Raw genomic sequence first — 13,830 nt, 5'->3', positions numbered from 1 at the left:
GCCCTGAACCCGGCCGGCCTCCTTCGCCGGAGGCCGGTCGGACAACACACAACTTCACAAAGCCCTCTCTACTAAACTGAGAATCAAACCCCGTAGAGAACCGGTCACAATCCAGTGCCCGGCAATCTCTACACGAACGTCCTGAGGAGGACCCAGTGGCCAAGGCCAAGTTCGAGCGGACCAAGCCGCACGTGAACATCGGAACGATCGGTCACGTTGACCACGGCAAGACGACGCTGTCCGCAGCCATCTCCAAGGTGCTCGCTGACAAGTACCCGTCGGACACCAACGTCCAGCGTGACTTCGCTTCCATCGACTCGGCGCCGGAAGAGCGCCAGCGTGGTATCACGATCAACATCTCGCACATCGAGTACGAGACCCCCAAGCGCCACTACGCGCACGTTGACGCTCCCGGCCACGCCGACTACGTCAAGAACATGATCACCGGTGCTGCTCAGATGGACGGCGCCATCCTCGTGGTCGCCGCCACCGACGGCCCGATGGCTCAGACCCGTGAGCACGTTCTGCTCGCCAAGCAGGTCGGCGTTCCGTACCTGCTCGTCGCGCTGAACAAGTCCGACATGGTCGACGACGAGGAGATCCTGGAGCTCGTCGAGCTCGAGGTCCGCGAGCTGCTCGCAGGCCAGGGCTTCGACGAGGACGCTCCTGTCGTCAAGGTCTCGGCGCTCAAGGCGCTCGAGGGCGAAGAGAAGTGGGTCGACGCGATCCTCGAGCTCATGCAGGCCGTCGACGACAGCGTTCCGGACCCGGAGCGTGACCGCGACAAGCCGTTCCTCATGCCGATCGAGGACGTCTTCACGATCACCGGTCGTGGAACGGTCGTCACCGGCCGCGCCGAGCGCGGCACCCTCGCCATCAACTCCGAGGTCGAGATCGTCGGCATCCGCCCGACGCAGAAGACCACGGTCACCGGTATCGAGATGTTCCACAAGCAGCTCGACGAGGCATGGGCCGGCGAGAACTGTGGTCTGCTGCTCCGTGGCCTCAAGCGTGAGGACGTCGAGCGCGGCCAGGTCGTCGTGAAGCCGGGTTCGGTCACCCCTCACACGAACTTCGAGGGCACCGCGTACATCCTGTCCAAGGACGAGGGTGGGCGTCACAACCCGTTCTACACGAACTACCGCCCGCAGTTCTACTTCCGCACCACCGACGTCACCGGCGTCATCTCGCTGCCTGAGGGCACCGAGATGGTCATGCCCGGCGACACCACCGACATGACGGTCGAGCTGATCCAGCCGATCGCCATGGAGGAGGGCCTCGGCTTCGCCATCCGTGAGGGTGGACGCACCGTGGGTGCCGGTACGGTCACGAAGATCATCAAGTAAGTTCGCTTGCTTCACAGCGGGGTCGGGCCTTCGGGTCCGGCCCCGCTGTCGTCGTTTCTGTGCTGCGCTCTTCCGTCCGGCGGTCTCCGCGTGCACAATGAGAGGGCCGCGGGGATGTCTCGCCGGCGACACGGCCTCTGAAGGGGGATCTCATGGGTATCGACGACATCGTCAACAAGGGCAAGGATCTGTACGAGCAGAACAAGGACAAGATCGCGGAGGCGGTCAAGAGCGAGCAGGCCGAGGACGTCAGCGACAAGGTCCTCGACGGCGTGGCCGATTTCGCTAAGAAGATCGCGCCCGGAGCCTCTGAGAAGATCGATGAGATCCGCGATTCCGCCGACAAGTCGATCGGTAACGAGTAGTCGCATCACCCTCGGGCGGCGCATCCTCGGATGCGCCGCCTTCGCCGTGTTCACGCGGACGACGGGCGCGACACGCCCGGGTTTGCGTAAGTGAAATCCGGCATGGCAGAATAGATAAGTTCCACATTCCAGCGGTGCGCCCAGTGCGTCCGCAGGATCACTGCCAGGGCAGTGCATAGACGGCATCCGTTCTCCCGAACAAGAAGATGCAGGGTTCTAGGCCGCGGGCAGCAGAACATCACCACCTCCACCAGGAGGTTCTGCCGTGCGCTGAGAGGCGTGCGGGCTGACAGAAGAACAGTGGTGCGCAGCTCTTCAGCCGGCTCAATGAGTCGAGTTGATGGGGGGAGTGCCTGGCGTGAACAGCGCCGACGTGCGTCCAATGCCCCTGGGTCACCCGATCCAGGACGGTAAGACGCTTTAAAGAGAGTGAGCAGACAATGGCGGGACAGAAGATCCGCATTCGCCTGAAGTCGTATGACCATGAGGTCATCGACACGTCGGCGCGCAAGATCGTCGACACCGTGACCCGTGCGGGCGCGACTGTCGTCGGCCCCGTGCCGCTTCCGACGGAGAAGAACGTGGTCGCCGTGATCCGTTCTCCCCACAAGTACAAGGACAGCCGCGAGCACTTCGAGATGCGCACGCACAAGCGTCTGATCGACATCGTCGACCCGACGCCGAAGGCCGTCGACTCGCTTATGCGTCTCGACCTCCCGGCTGACGTCAACATCGAGATCAAGCTGTAAGGATCGACATGGCTGACATCAACGCAAAGATTTCCAAGGGGATGCTGGGCACGAAGCTCGGCATGACCCAGGTGTGGAACGCGGACGGCAAGCTCGTCCCCGTCACCGTCATCGAGCTGGCACCCAACGTGGTCACTCAGGTCCGTACGCCCGAGAAGGACGGCTACAACGCTGTTCAGATCGCGGCCGGTCAGATCGACCCCCGCAAGGTGAACAAGCCCCTCACCGCTCACTTCGAGGCCGCCGGCGTCACGCCGCGCCGTCACGTCACCGAGATCCGCACTGCGGATGCTGCTGACTACTCACTCGGTCAGGAGATCACGGTCGACGGCGTGTTCGAAGCGGGCCAGCTGGTCGACGTCGTCGGCACCAGCAAGGGCAAGGGCACCGCGGGTGTCATGAAGCGCCACAACTTCAAGGGCGTCTCGGCATCGCACGGTGCACACCGCAACCACCGCAAGCCCGGCTCGATCGGCGCATCGTCGACCCCGAGCCGCGTCTTCAAGGGCATGCGCATGGCCGGCCGTATGGGTGGCGAGCGCGTGACCGTCCTCAACCTGACGGTGCACGGCATCGACGCCGAGAAGGGTCTGCTGCTCGTCAAGGGCGCCGTCCCCGGTGCTCGTGGCCGCGTCGTCTACGTCCGCAACGCAGTGAAGGGGGCCTAGTCCATGGCTGACTCGACTCTCGCGCTCGACGTCCTCAAGGCCGACGGCAAGAAGGCCGGCTCCATCGAGCTGCCCGCCGCGCTCTTCGACGTCAAGACGAACATTCCGCTCATCCACCAGGTCGTCGTCGCGCAGCTCGCGGCGGCTCGCCAGGGCACGCACTCGACCAAGCGTCGTGGCGAGGTCTCCGGTGCCGGCCGCAAGCCCTTCAAGCAGAAGGGCACGGGTAACGCCCGTCAGGGCTCGATCCGCGCGCCGCACATGACCGGCGGTGGCATCGTCCACGGCCCGAAGCCGCGTGACTACTCGCAGCGCACCCCCAAGAAGATGATCGCGGCCGCCCTCCTGGGTGCGCTCAGCGACCGCTTCCGCGGTGACCGCCTGCACGCCATCGAGTCCTTCGGCATCGACGGTGCGCCTTCGACGAAGACCGCCGCGAAGTTCCTCGCGACCGTCGCCTCGTCGAAGAACGTGCTGGTCGTGACCGAGCGCAACGATGAACTGACCACCAAGAGCATCCGGAACCTTCCGAACCTCCACGTGATCAGCTTCGACCAGCTCAACGCCTACGACGTGCTCGTCTCCGACGACATCGTCTTCACCCAGGCCGCTCTCAAGGGCTTCATCGCCTCCAAGACCGGCGCAACCGAGGAGGTCTCGGCATGACCGAGCAGAACGGCGCCCTCCAGACGGCGTTCAACAAGGACCCCCGTGACGTCATCCTGAAGCCGGTTGTCTCTGAGAAGAGCTACTCGCTGATCGACGAAGGCAAGTACACCTTCCTCGTCGACCCGCGCGCTTCGAAGACCGAGATCAAGCTCGCCATCGAGAAGATCTTCGATGTCAAGGTCGCGTCGGTCAACACGATCAACCGCGTCGGCAAGGCCCGTCGCACCCGTTTCGGCACCGGTAAGCGCAAGGACACCAAGCGCGCCATCGTGAGCCTGAAGTCGGGCACCATCGACATCTTCACGGCAATCGGCTGATCCGGGGGATAAAGGACAATCATGGCTATTCGCAAGTACAAGCCCACGACCCCGGGTCGCCGTGGCTCGTCGGTGGCTGACTTCGCCGAGATCACTCGATCGACGCCGGAGAAGTCGCTGCTGCGCCCGCTCTCGAAGACCGGTGGTCGCAACAACCAGGGCCGCATCACGACCCGTCACATCGGTGGTGGACACAAGCGCCAGTACCGTGTCATCGACTTCCGTCGCAATGACAAGGACGGCGTCAACGCCAAGGTCGCTCACATCGAGTACGACCCCAACCGCACCGCGCGCATCGCGCTGCTGCACTACTTCGACGGCGAGAAGCGCTACATCCTCGCGCCGAACAAGCTGAAGCAGGGCGACATCATCGAGAACGGTGCATCGGCTGATATCAAGCCGGGCAACAACCTCCCGCTGAAGAACATCCCGACCGGTACGGTGATCCACGCGATCGAGCTCCGTCCCGGTGGAGGAGCGAAGCTCGCTCGTTCGGCTGGAGCATCCGTTCGCCTCGTCGCCAAGGACGGCCCCTACGCGCAGCTCCGCCTGCCGTCGGGTGAGATCCGCAACGTCGACGCACGCTGCCGCGCCACGATCGGCGAGGTCGGCAACGCCGAGCAGTCGAACATCAACTGGGGCAAGGCAGGCCGCAGCCGCTGGAAGGGCATCCGCCCGACCGTCCGCGGTGTCGCGATGAACCCGGTTGACCACCCGCACGGTGGTGGTGAGGGCAAGACGTCCGGTGGACGTCACCCCGTCTCCCCCTGGGGTCAGGCTGAGGGTCGTACCCGTCACGCCAACAAGGAAAGCGACAAGTACATCGTGCGCCGTCGCACCGCCGGCAAGAAGCGCAAGTAGGAGTAGAAGAAGATGCCACGGAGTCTCAAGAAGGGCCCCTTCGTCGACGAGCACCTGCTTCGCAAGGTCGTCGTGCAGAACGAAGCCGGTACCAAGAACGTCATCAAGACCTGGTCTCGCCGGTCCATGATCATCCCGGCCATGCTGGGTCACACGATCGCGGTCCACGACGGTCGCAAGCACATTCCTGTGTTTGTCACCGAGACCATGGTCGGTCACAAGCTGGGCGAGTTCGCGCCCACCCGCACCTTCCGCGGCCACGAGAAGGACGACAAGAAGGGCCGTCGCCGCTGACGCGGGGACGATAGAGGAGAGAGAAATGGTGGAGTCCATCGCACGCGTGCGACACATCCGCGTGACCCCTCAGAAGGCTCGTCGTGTCGTCGCGCTCATCAAGGGCAAGCAGGCCCAGGAGGCTCTGGCGATCTTGAAGTTCGCCCCGCAGAGCGCCAGTGAGCCGATCTACAAGCTTGTCGCGTCGGCCATGGCCAACGCACAGGTGAAGGCGGATCGCGACGGCGAGTTCCTCGACGAGCAGGACCTGTACGTGGCAAACGCGTACGTCGACGAGGGCACGACGCTCAAGCGTTTCCGCCCCCGCGCTCAGGGTCGCGCTTTCCAGATCAAGAAGCGCACGAGCCACATCACGGTCGTGCTCTCGACGCCTGAGGTCGCTGCTGCGGCTGACGGCGACAGCAAGAAGAAGGCGAGCAAGTAATGGGCCAGAAAGTAAACCCGTACGGCTTCCGCCTCGGAATCACCACGGACCACGTGTCCCGTTGGTTCTCGGACTCGACGAAGCCGGGCCAGCGTTACGCCGACTACGTGGCCGAGGACGTCAAGATCCGCAACCTGCTGAAGACTCAGCTCGACCGCGCTGGTGTCTCGAGCATCGAGATCGAGCGCACCCGTGACCGCGTCCGCGTCGACATCCACACCGCCCGCCCGGGCATCGTGATCGGTCGTCGTGGCGCCGAGGCCGAGCGCATCCGCGGCGACCTCGAGAAGCTCACCGGCAAGCAGATCCAGCTGAACATCCTCGAGGTCAAGAACCCCGAGGCCGACGCTCAGCTCGTCGCCCAGGGCATCGCCGAGCAGCTCTCTGCTCGTGTGGCGTTCCGTCGCGCGATGCGCAAGGGTCTGCAGGGCGCTCAGCGCGCCGGCGCCAAGGGCATCCGCATCCAGGTCTCCGGCCGCCTCGGCGGCGCGGAGATGAGCCGCTCGGAGTTCTACCGCGAGGGACGTGTGCCTCTGCACACGCTGCGCGCGAACATCGACTACGGCTTCTACGAGGCGAAGACCACCTTCGGCCGTATCGGCGTGAAGGTCTGGATCTACAAGGGCGACCTCACCGCCAAGGAACTTGCTCGCGAGCAGGCCAACGCGCCGAAGTCCCGTGGTCGCGATGACCGCGGTGGCGACCGTCGTCGTGGCCCGCGCAACGAGGCACCTGTTGCAGAAGGAGCGTCGGCATAATGCTCATCCCCCGTAAGGTCAAGTTCCGCAAGCAGCACCACCCGGGTCGCTCGGGTCAGGCTACCGGCGGCACGAAGGTCTCCTTCGGCGAGTACGGCATCCAGGCCCTGACTCCCGCTTATGTGACCAACCGTCAGATCGAGGCAGCTCGTATCGCGATGACGCGTCACATCAAGCGTGGTGGAAAGGTGTGGATCAACATCTACCCCGACCGTCCGCTCACGAAGAAGCCTGCTGAAACCCGCATGGGTTCCGGTAAGGGTTCGCCCGAGTGGTGGGTCGCAAACGTCAAGCCGGGTCGCGTCCTCTTCGAGGTCGCTGGTGTCAGCGAGGAACTCGCTCGCGAAGCACTGACCCGAGCCATTCACAAGCTGCCTCTCAAGGCACGCATCATCAAGCGCGAGGAGGGCGACGCGTAATGGCGATCGGCACCAAGGAGCTCGCCCCGGCGGAGCTCGACACGTTCGAAGACCAGCGCCTCGTTGAGGAGCTGCGCAAGGCCAAGGAGGAGCTGTTCAACCTCCGTTTCCAGTCGGCCACAGGCCAGCTGGAGAGCCACGGCCGCATCCGCGCCGTCAAGCGCGACATCGCGCGCCTCTACACGGTGATCCGCGAGCGCGAGCTGGGCATCCGTGCGACGCCCGCTCCGGTCGAGGCGCCGGCGAAGAAGGCGTCCAAGTCGAAGGCGAAGAAGACCGAGGATTCCTCGTCTGACGCCGAAGGGAAGGCTGAGTAATGGCCACCAAGAAGGAAGCGGAAGCTCCCGTCTCGCACGACGTGCGTGACGAGGACGCTCGCGGTTACCGCAAGACGCAGCGTGGTTACGTCGTCAGCGACAAGATGGACAAGACCATCGTCGTCGAGGTCGAGGACCGCGTGAAGCACCCCCTGTACGGCAAGGTCATCCGCCGCACGGAGAAGCGCAAGGTGCACGACGAGAACAACTCGGCGGGCATCGGCGACCTCGTCGTCATCAGCGAGACCCGTCCGCTCAGCGCCACCAAGCGCTGGCGTCTGGTCGAGATCGTCGAGAAGGCCAAGTAAGCCCTCGGCTTGCTTAAGGAGTAATTGTGATTCAGCAGGAATCCCGCCTCAAGGTCGCCGACAACACCGGCGCGAAGGAGCTGCTCACGATCCGCGTTCTCGGTGGCTCTCGCCGTCGTTACGCAGGTCTGGGTGACACCATCGTCGCCACGGTCAAGGACGCGATCCCGGGCGGCAACGTGAAGAAGGGCGACGTCGTCAAGGCGGTCATCGTTCGCACGAAGAAGGAAGTCCGTCGTCCGGACGGCTCGTACATCAAGTTCGACGAGAACGCCGCCGTCATCCTGAAGAGCGACGGGGAGCCTCGCGGCACCCGCATCTTCGGCCCGGTCGGTCGTGAGCTTCGTGACAAGAAGTTCATGAAGATCGTCTCGCTCGCCCCGGAGGTTATCTGATCATGGCGAACATCAAGAAGGGTGACCTGGTTCAGGTCATCACCGGCGCCAAGCAGGAGCGTGGCGGCGACCGCGGCAAGCAGGGCAAGGTCCTCGAGGTCCTTTCCGAGCAGAACCGCGTCATCGTCGAGGGCGTGAACTACGTCACCAAGCACACCCGCGTCGGTCAGACGCAGCGTGGCACCAAGACGGGTGGCATCGAGACCCTCGAGGCTCCCATCCACATCTCGAACGTCGCACTCGTCGACCCCGAGACCAAAAAGCCGACCCGTGTCGGCCGCCGGGTCGAGGAGCAGACCAAGGACGGCGTCAAGCGCACCGTCCGCGTGCGTTACGCGAAGAAGTCAGGTAAGGACCTCTGATGAGCACCGACACTGCCGCGCCGGCTGGCAAGATCCAGCCGCGCCTGAAGCAGAAGTACAAGGCCGAGATCCAGCAGAAGATGCAGGATGAGTTCGGCTACCAGAATGTGATGCAGATCCCCGGCCTCGTCAAGGTCGTCGTCAACACCGGTGTCGGTGAGGCGGCTCGCGACAGCAAGGTGATCGATGGCGCGGTCGAGGACCTCACCAAGATCACCGGCCAGAAGCCGATCGTCACGAAGGCCCGCAAGTCCATCGCGCAGTTCAAGCTGCGTGAGGGCCAGGCCATCGGCGCGCACGTCACCCTCCGTGGCGACCGTGCGTGGGAGTTCATCGACCGCCTGGTCTCGCTGGCGCTGCCCCGCATCCGCGACTTCCGCGGGCTGTCGGCCAAGCAGTTCGACGGCCACGGCAACTACACCTTCGGTCTCCAGGAGCAGAGCGTGTTCCACGAGATCGATCAGGACAAGATCGACCGCGTCCGCGGCTTCGACATCACTGTCGTCACCTCGGCGAAGACGGATGACGAGGGTCGGGCACTGCTCCGCCACCTCGGCTTCCCGTTCCAGTCGGAGGACGCCAAGGCGTGACGCTTCGAACCCCCGCCCGTCGGGCGGGGGTTCCGCGTGCGCTTACAATTGAAGATTGCGACTCATCGAAGGTCGTCTGTCGTGTAACGGCAGCCGAAACCTCATGACCAAAGGAAACAACCCATGACAATGACAGACCCGGTCGCAGACATGCTGACCCGTCTGCGCAACGCGAACTCGGCTCACCACGACACTGTGTCGCTGCCGTCGAGCAAGCTCAAGACGCACATCGCCGACATCCTCCAGCAGGAGGGCTACATCGCCGGCTACGAGATCACCGACGCACGCGTCGGCCAGAGCCTCACCCTCACGCTGAAGTACGGCCCCAACCGTGAGCGTTCGATCGCGGGCATCAAGCGCGTGTCGAAGCCGGGTCTGCGCGTTTACGCGAAGTCCACGGAGCTCCCCAAGGTCCTCGGCGGCCTCGGCGTGGCCATCCTGTCCACTTCCTCCGGTCTCCTCACGGACCGTCAGGCTGAGCAGAAGGGCGTGGGCGGAGAAGTTCTCGCCTACGTGTGGTAATCCCAAATGTCGCGTATTGGACGACTTCCCATCGAGATCCCCGCGGGCGTCACCGTTTCGGTCGACGGCCGTGCGGTTGCGGTGAAGGGCCCCAAGGGTGAGCTCACCCTGAACGTGGCCAAGCCCATCGAGGTCGCGGTCGAGGACAACCAGGTGGTTGTCTCCCGTCCCGACGACGAGCGCGAGTCGCGGTCGCTTCACGGCCTGACCCGCACGCTCATCAACAACAACATCATCGGCGTCACCCAGGGCTACACCAAGGGCCTCGAGGTCGTCGGCACCGGTTACCGCGTGCAGCAGAAGGGCAGCTCGGTCGAGTTCGCTCTCGGCTTCTCGCACCCGGTCCTGATCGACCCGCCCGCCGGCATCACCTTGACGGTCGAGGGCACCAACAAGCTCACCGTGAGTGGCATCGACAAGCAGGCTGTCGGTGAGGCAGCTGCCAACATCCGCAAGATCCGCAAGCCCGAGCCGTACAAGGGCAAGGGCGTGCGCTACGCCGGCGAGAACGTGCGTCGCAAGGCCGGAAAGAGTGGTAAGTAACCATGGCTCTCAAGTCAAAGTCTGACGCCCGCGCGCGTCGTCACAGCCGCCTTCGCAAGAAGATCGTCGGCACCGAGTCGCGTCCGCGCCTCGTCGTCAACCGTTCGGCTCGCCACGTCTTCGTCCAGCTGGTCGATGACAGCAAGGGCCACACCGTCGCCTCGGCATCCACGCTCGAGACCGAGCTGCGCTCGTTCGACGGCGACAAGACCGCCAAGGCCCGCAAGGTCGGCGAGCTCGTCGCCGAGCGCGCGAAGGCCGCCGGTGTCACCGAGGTCGTGTTCGACCGTGGTGGAAACCGCTACGCCGGTCGCGTTGCGGCCATCGCCGATGGCGCCCGCGAAGGGGGGCTGGCACTGTGAGTGACAACAAGGAGAACGAAGTGACCGAAACGGCTGCTGCCGCTCCGGAGACGGCCGCTGCCACTGAGGCAGCCGAGCCCGCTCGCGAGCAGCGCGAAGGCCGCCGCGGCGGCCGTGACCGCAACCAGGGCGGCCGTGACCGCAACTCGCGCGATCGTGGCGACAACCAGTTCCTGGAGCGCGTCGTCACCATCAACCGCGTCTCGAAGGTCGTGAAGGGTGGTCGTCGCTTCAGCTTCACCGCTCTCGTGGTCGTCGGTGACGGCAACGGTCTGGTCGGTGTCGGATACGGCAAGGCCCGCGAGGTTCCCCTGGCCATCTCCAAGGGTGTCGAAGAGGCCAAGCGGAACTTCTTCCGCGTGCCCCGCGTCGGCACCACGATCCCGCACCCGGTGCAGGGCGAGGCCGCTGCCGGCGTAGTGCTGCTGCGCCCGGCTGCTGCCGGTACCGGTGTCATCGCCGGTGGTCCGGTCCGCGCCGTGCTCGAGTGCGCCGGTGTCCACGACGTCCTGTCGAAGTCGCTCGGCTCGTCGAACACGATCAACATCGTGCATGCGACCGTTGAGGCGCTGAAGGGCCTCGAGGAGCCTCGTGCTGTCGCGGCCCGCCGTGGTCTCGACTACGACGCCGTCGTTCCGGGCATCATCATCCGCAACGAGGCAAAGGCCGCCGCTGCGGCCGCTGCAAAGGTAGGTGCCTGATGGCCGCCCGTCTCAAGGTGACCCAGATCAAGTCCAAGGTGAGCGAGAAGCAGAACCAGCGCGACACGCTGCGCAGCCTCGGTCTCAAGCGCATCGGTGACACCACCGTTCGCCCCGACGACGCGCAGACGCGCGGCTACGTCAAGACCGTCGCACACCTCGTCAAGGTTGAGGAGATCGACTAATGGCTGAGAAGAACGTTTCGGCCGAGGCCGAGAAGACCACGAAGAAGGCTGCTGCTCCCAAGGCCGCTGCCGAGAAGAAGGCTGCTCCCAAGGCCGCTGCCAAGAAGCCTGCTGAGAAGAAGGCTCCTGCTCAGGCCGCTGACGCCAAGGCTGAGACTGCTGCCAAGAAGCTGGCTGCCAAGAAGGCCGCTCCGAAGGCGGATGCCACGGCATCCCGCCCCGGTGTCCTCAAGGTCCACCACCTGCGTCCCGTCCCCGGCGCCAACACCGCGAAGACCCGTGTCGGTCGCGGTGAGGGCTCCAAGGGCAAGACCGCCGGTCGCGGAACCAAGGGCACCAAGGCTCGCAACACCGTTCGGGTCGGCTTCGAGGGTGGGCAGATGCCTCTGCACATGCGCACCCCGAAGCTGCGCGGGTTCAAGAACCCGTTCCGCGTCGAGTACCAGGTCGTGAACCTGGCCAAGCTCGCGGAGCTGTACCCGAAGGGCGGCGATGTCACCGTCAGCGATCTGGTCGCCAAGGGCGCTGTTCGCAAGAACGAGAAGGTCAAGGTTCTCGGCAACGGCGACATCGACGTGAAGCTCACCGTCTCGGTCGACAAGGTCTCGGGTTCTGCCGAGCAGAAGATCGTGGCTGCGGGCGGATCCGTCAAGTAACCGCATCAGAGAGGGGTCGGAGATTCTCCGGCCCCTCTCTGCGTTACGCTGGTCTTTCGGCCGTCCGCCGCGGACTGGCTACCCTTTTCTGGAGGAACGCCCTTGTTTAGCGCTATCGCGCGGATCTTCCGCACTCCCGACCTGCGTCGGAAGATCGGTTTCACTCTGGCGATCATCGCCATCTACCGGCTCGGCTCCCACGTTCCGGCTCCGTTCGTGCACTTCCCGAACGTCGAGGAGTGCCTGCGCATCAACGCGGGCACCGAGGGACTGCTGAGCCTGGTCAACCTGTTCTCGGGTGGCGCGCTCCTCCAGCTCTCCATCTTCGCCCTGGGCGTCATGCCCTACATCACGGCGACCATCATCACGCAGCTGCTGCGCGTGGTCATCCCGCACTTCGAGGCGCTCCACAAGGAGGGCCAGGCCGGGCAGGCCCGTCTGACGCAGTACACCCGCTACCTCACGATCGCGCTTGCACTGCTGCAGTCGACGACTCTGGTGACGGTCGCTCGCAGCGGTCAGCTGTTCGGCACCACTGACGTCGCCGCGTGTCAGCAGCTCCTCACGAACGATGTCTGGTGGGCGCAGCTGCTCATCATCATCGCGATGACCGCCGGTACCGGCCTCATCATGTGGTTCGCCGAGCTCGTCACCGAACGCGGCATCGGCAACGGCATGTCGCTGCTCATCTTCACGTCCATCGCCGCGACCTTCCCCGCCGCGATGTGGACGATCTTCGAGACCAACGGCTTCGAGACGTTCCTGCTGGTGCTCGCGATCGGAATCGTCGTCACCGGGCTTGTCGTGTTCGTCGAGCAATCCCAGCGGCGCATACCCGTTCAGTACGCCAAGCGCATGGTGGGCCGCCGCACCTACGGCGGCACGAACACGTACATCCCGATCAAGGTGAACATGGCGGGTGTGATCCCGATCATCTTCGCGTCGTCGCTGCTGTACATCCCGATGCTCGTCGCCCAGTTCAACACCCCGCAGGATGGCACGGAGCCGGCCGGCTGGGTGGTCTGGGTCTCGCAGTACTTCACCACAGGCGACCACCCGCTCTACATGGCGGCGTACTTCCTGCTGATCATCGGGTTCGCGTACTTCTACGTCGCGATCACGTTCAACCCTGTCGAGGTCGCCGACAACATGAAGAAGTACGGCGGGTTCATCCCCGGCATCCGTGCCGGTCGGCCCACGGCCGAGTACCTCGACTTCGTGCTCACCCGCATCACGTTCCCCGGCTCGATCTACCTCGGTCTGATCGCGCTGATTCCGCTGATCGCACTCGCGACCGTCGGCGCCAACCAGAACTTCCCGTTCGGTGGCGCATCGATCCTCATCATCGTCGGTGTGGGACTCGAGACGGTCAAGCAGATCGACGCACAGCTCCAGCAGCGCCATTACGAAGGGCTTCTCCGTTGACAGCATCCGCACGACTTCTCATCGTCGGCCCGCAGGGCTCCGGCAAGGGCACGCAGGGCGTGCGCATCGCTTCGGCCTTCGGCATCCCGGTCGTCTCGACCGGAGACATCTTCCGCGCCAACATCAAGGGCGGGACCGAGCTCGGCCTCAAGGTCACGGCGATCCTCGATCGCGGCGACCTCGTGCCGGACGAGCTGACCGGTGAGATCGTACGCGACCGGCTGTCGCAGGACGACGCCGAGAACGGGTTCCTGCTGGACGGCTATCCTCGCAACGCCGCACAGGTCGGGCATCTCGACGAGTTCCTCAGCGGCCGTGGTGAGGCTCTGGATGCGGTGATCCTGCTGGACGTCCCGCGGGACGAGAGCATCTCGCGCCTGAAGCTTCGTGCCGAGGAGCAGGGTCGTTCGGACGACACCGAAGACGGCATCGCGCACCGCCTCGACATCTACGAGAAGGAGACCGAGCCGATCCTCGCCGTGTACGGCGAGCGTGGCATCGTCGACCGGATCGACGGCGTCGGCTCCCTCGACGAGATCACCGAGCGCATCATGTCGGCGCTCGCTGCGCGCGGGCTGACGCTCGCTGCCTGAC

The 13,830-nt window shown here is 64.7% G+C and carries 24 protein-coding genes; all 24 read left to right on the top strand.

The features are described from left to right. The first annotated feature begins 155 nt into the window (after window positions 1-155). Window positions 156-1,346, top strand: coding sequence for an elongation factor Tu (gene tuf, locus KHB019_RS13425; protein ID WP_194421673.1), 1,191 nt, complete (start codon window positions 156-158; stop codon window positions 1,344-1,346). 152 nt (window positions 1,347-1,498) lie between these two features. Beyond that, the gene (locus tag KHB019_RS13420) at window positions 1,499-1,711 is read left to right on the top strand and encodes a hypothetical protein (protein WP_230103697.1); all 213 of its coding nucleotides are present in this window, start codon (window positions 1,499-1,501) and stop codon (window positions 1,709-1,711) included. 440 nt (window positions 1,712-2,151) lie between these two features. Further along, window positions 2,152-2,460 (top strand): 30S ribosomal protein S10, encoded by a 309-nt coding sequence (gene rpsJ / locus KHB019_RS13415; protein ID WP_085018734.1) that lies wholly within the window; start codon window positions 2,152-2,154, stop codon window positions 2,458-2,460. An 8-nt stretch (window positions 2,461-2,468) separates the two neighbouring features. After that, window positions 2,469-3,128, top strand: a complete 660-nt coding sequence (gene rplC, locus KHB019_RS13410; protein WP_230103696.1) for a 50S ribosomal protein L3 — start codon at window positions 2,469-2,471, stop codon at window positions 3,126-3,128. Window positions 3,129-3,131: 3 nt separating this feature from the next. After that, window positions 3,132-3,794 carry a 50S ribosomal protein L4 gene (gene rplD / locus KHB019_RS13405; RefSeq protein WP_325471221.1) on the top strand — a complete coding sequence of 221 codons (663 nt, stop codon included), beginning with the start codon at window positions 3,132-3,134 and terminating at the stop codon, window positions 3,792-3,794. Then, a complete protein-coding gene (gene rplW / locus KHB019_RS13400; RefSeq protein WP_230103694.1) occupies window positions 3,791-4,114 on the top strand; it encodes a 50S ribosomal protein L23 in 324 nt (107 codons plus the stop codon). The genes rplD and rplW overlap by 4 nt, the downstream gene beginning before the upstream one ends. 21 nt (window positions 4,115-4,135) lie before the next feature. Continuing rightward, window positions 4,136-4,975 (top strand): 50S ribosomal protein L2, encoded by an 840-nt coding sequence (rplB, locus tag KHB019_RS13395; RefSeq protein WP_230103693.1) that lies wholly within the window; start codon window positions 4,136-4,138, stop codon window positions 4,973-4,975. A 12-nt stretch (window positions 4,976-4,987) separates the two neighbouring features. Next, window positions 4,988-5,269: a 30S ribosomal protein S19 gene (gene rpsS, locus KHB019_RS13390; RefSeq protein ID WP_120229702.1), complete on the top strand. Its 282-nt coding sequence runs from the start codon at window positions 4,988-4,990 to the stop codon at window positions 5,267-5,269. A gap of 25 nt (window positions 5,270-5,294) precedes the next feature. Continuing rightward, entirely contained in the window at window positions 5,295-5,693 is a 399-nt protein-coding gene (gene rplV, locus KHB019_RS13385) for a 50S ribosomal protein L22 (RefSeq protein ID WP_230103692.1), read from the top strand. Continuing rightward, window positions 5,693-6,451 (top strand): 30S ribosomal protein S3, encoded by a 759-nt coding sequence (rpsC, locus tag KHB019_RS13380; protein ID WP_230103691.1) that lies wholly within the window; start codon window positions 5,693-5,695, stop codon window positions 6,449-6,451. Before rplV ends, rpsC begins: the two co-directional genes overlap by 1 nt. Then, window positions 6,451-6,870 (top strand): 50S ribosomal protein L16, encoded by a 420-nt coding sequence (rplP, locus tag KHB019_RS13375; protein WP_144792547.1) that lies wholly within the window; start codon window positions 6,451-6,453, stop codon window positions 6,868-6,870. The genes rpsC and rplP overlap by 1 nt, the downstream gene beginning before the upstream one ends. Then, complete coding sequence (gene rpmC, locus KHB019_RS13370; RefSeq protein WP_290368272.1) at window positions 6,870-7,187, top strand: 50S ribosomal protein L29; 318 nt, start codon at window positions 6,870-6,872, stop codon at window positions 7,185-7,187. The genes rplP and rpmC overlap by 1 nt, the downstream gene beginning before the upstream one ends. Further along, a complete protein-coding gene (gene rpsQ / locus KHB019_RS13365; protein WP_230103690.1) occupies window positions 7,187-7,495 on the top strand; it encodes a 30S ribosomal protein S17 in 309 nt (102 codons plus the stop codon). The genes rpmC and rpsQ overlap by 1 nt, the downstream gene beginning before the upstream one ends. Before the next feature lie 26 nt (window positions 7,496-7,521). Further along, complete coding sequence (gene rplN / locus KHB019_RS13360) at window positions 7,522-7,890, top strand: 50S ribosomal protein L14 (RefSeq protein ID WP_230103689.1); 369 nt, start codon at window positions 7,522-7,524, stop codon at window positions 7,888-7,890. 2 nt (window positions 7,891-7,892) lie between these two features. After that, the gene (rplX, locus tag KHB019_RS13355) at window positions 7,893-8,252 is read left to right on the top strand and encodes a 50S ribosomal protein L24 (protein ID WP_325470640.1); all 360 of its coding nucleotides are present in this window, start codon (window positions 7,893-7,895) and stop codon (window positions 8,250-8,252) included. Continuing rightward, on the top strand, window positions 8,252-8,842 hold the full coding sequence (gene rplE, locus KHB019_RS13350) for a 50S ribosomal protein L5 (RefSeq protein WP_337459186.1): 591 nt from the start codon (window positions 8,252-8,254) through the stop codon (window positions 8,840-8,842). Before rplX ends, rplE begins: the two co-directional genes overlap by 1 nt. A gap of 123 nt (window positions 8,843-8,965) precedes the next feature. Beyond that, entirely contained in the window at window positions 8,966-9,364 is a 399-nt protein-coding gene (gene rpsH, locus KHB019_RS13345; RefSeq protein WP_230103686.1) for a 30S ribosomal protein S8, read from the top strand. Between the two features lie 6 nt (window positions 9,365-9,370). Beyond that, complete coding sequence (rplF, locus tag KHB019_RS13340) at window positions 9,371-9,907, top strand: 50S ribosomal protein L6 (protein ID WP_230103685.1); 537 nt, start codon at window positions 9,371-9,373, stop codon at window positions 9,905-9,907. A gap of 2 nt (window positions 9,908-9,909) precedes the next feature. Further along, window positions 9,910-10,269, top strand: coding sequence for a 50S ribosomal protein L18 (gene rplR, locus KHB019_RS13335; RefSeq protein WP_230103684.1), 360 nt, complete (start codon window positions 9,910-9,912; stop codon window positions 10,267-10,269). Further along, window positions 10,266-10,970 (top strand): 30S ribosomal protein S5, encoded by a 705-nt coding sequence (gene rpsE, locus KHB019_RS13330; RefSeq protein WP_230103683.1) that lies wholly within the window; start codon window positions 10,266-10,268, stop codon window positions 10,968-10,970. Before rplR ends, rpsE begins: the two co-directional genes overlap by 4 nt. Continuing rightward, a complete protein-coding gene (gene rpmD, locus KHB019_RS13325; RefSeq protein ID WP_017201575.1) occupies window positions 10,970-11,155 on the top strand; it encodes a 50S ribosomal protein L30 in 186 nt (61 codons plus the stop codon). Before rpsE ends, rpmD begins: the two co-directional genes overlap by 1 nt. Further along, window positions 11,155-11,811: a 50S ribosomal protein L15 gene (gene rplO, locus KHB019_RS13320; RefSeq protein ID WP_337459185.1), complete on the top strand. Its 657-nt coding sequence runs from the start codon at window positions 11,155-11,157 to the stop codon at window positions 11,809-11,811. Before rpmD ends, rplO begins: the two co-directional genes overlap by 1 nt. 102 nt (window positions 11,812-11,913) lie before the next feature. Then, on the top strand, window positions 11,914-13,236 hold the full coding sequence (gene secY, locus KHB019_RS13315; protein ID WP_230103681.1) for a preprotein translocase subunit SecY: 1,323 nt from the start codon (window positions 11,914-11,916) through the stop codon (window positions 13,234-13,236). Then, window positions 13,233-13,829: an adenylate kinase gene (locus KHB019_RS13310; protein WP_325470641.1), complete on the top strand. Its 597-nt coding sequence runs from the start codon at window positions 13,233-13,235 to the stop codon at window positions 13,827-13,829. The genes secY and KHB019_RS13310 overlap by 4 nt, the downstream gene beginning before the upstream one ends. The last annotated feature ends 1 nt before the right edge of the window (window position 13,830 follow it).

Origin of the sequence: Microbacterium sp. KHB019, assembly GCF_037285405.1 — a bacterium.
GTDB lineage: Bacteria > Actinomycetota > Actinomycetes > Actinomycetales > Microbacteriaceae > Microbacterium.
This window is presented reverse-complemented; position numbering and strand designations above follow the sequence as displayed.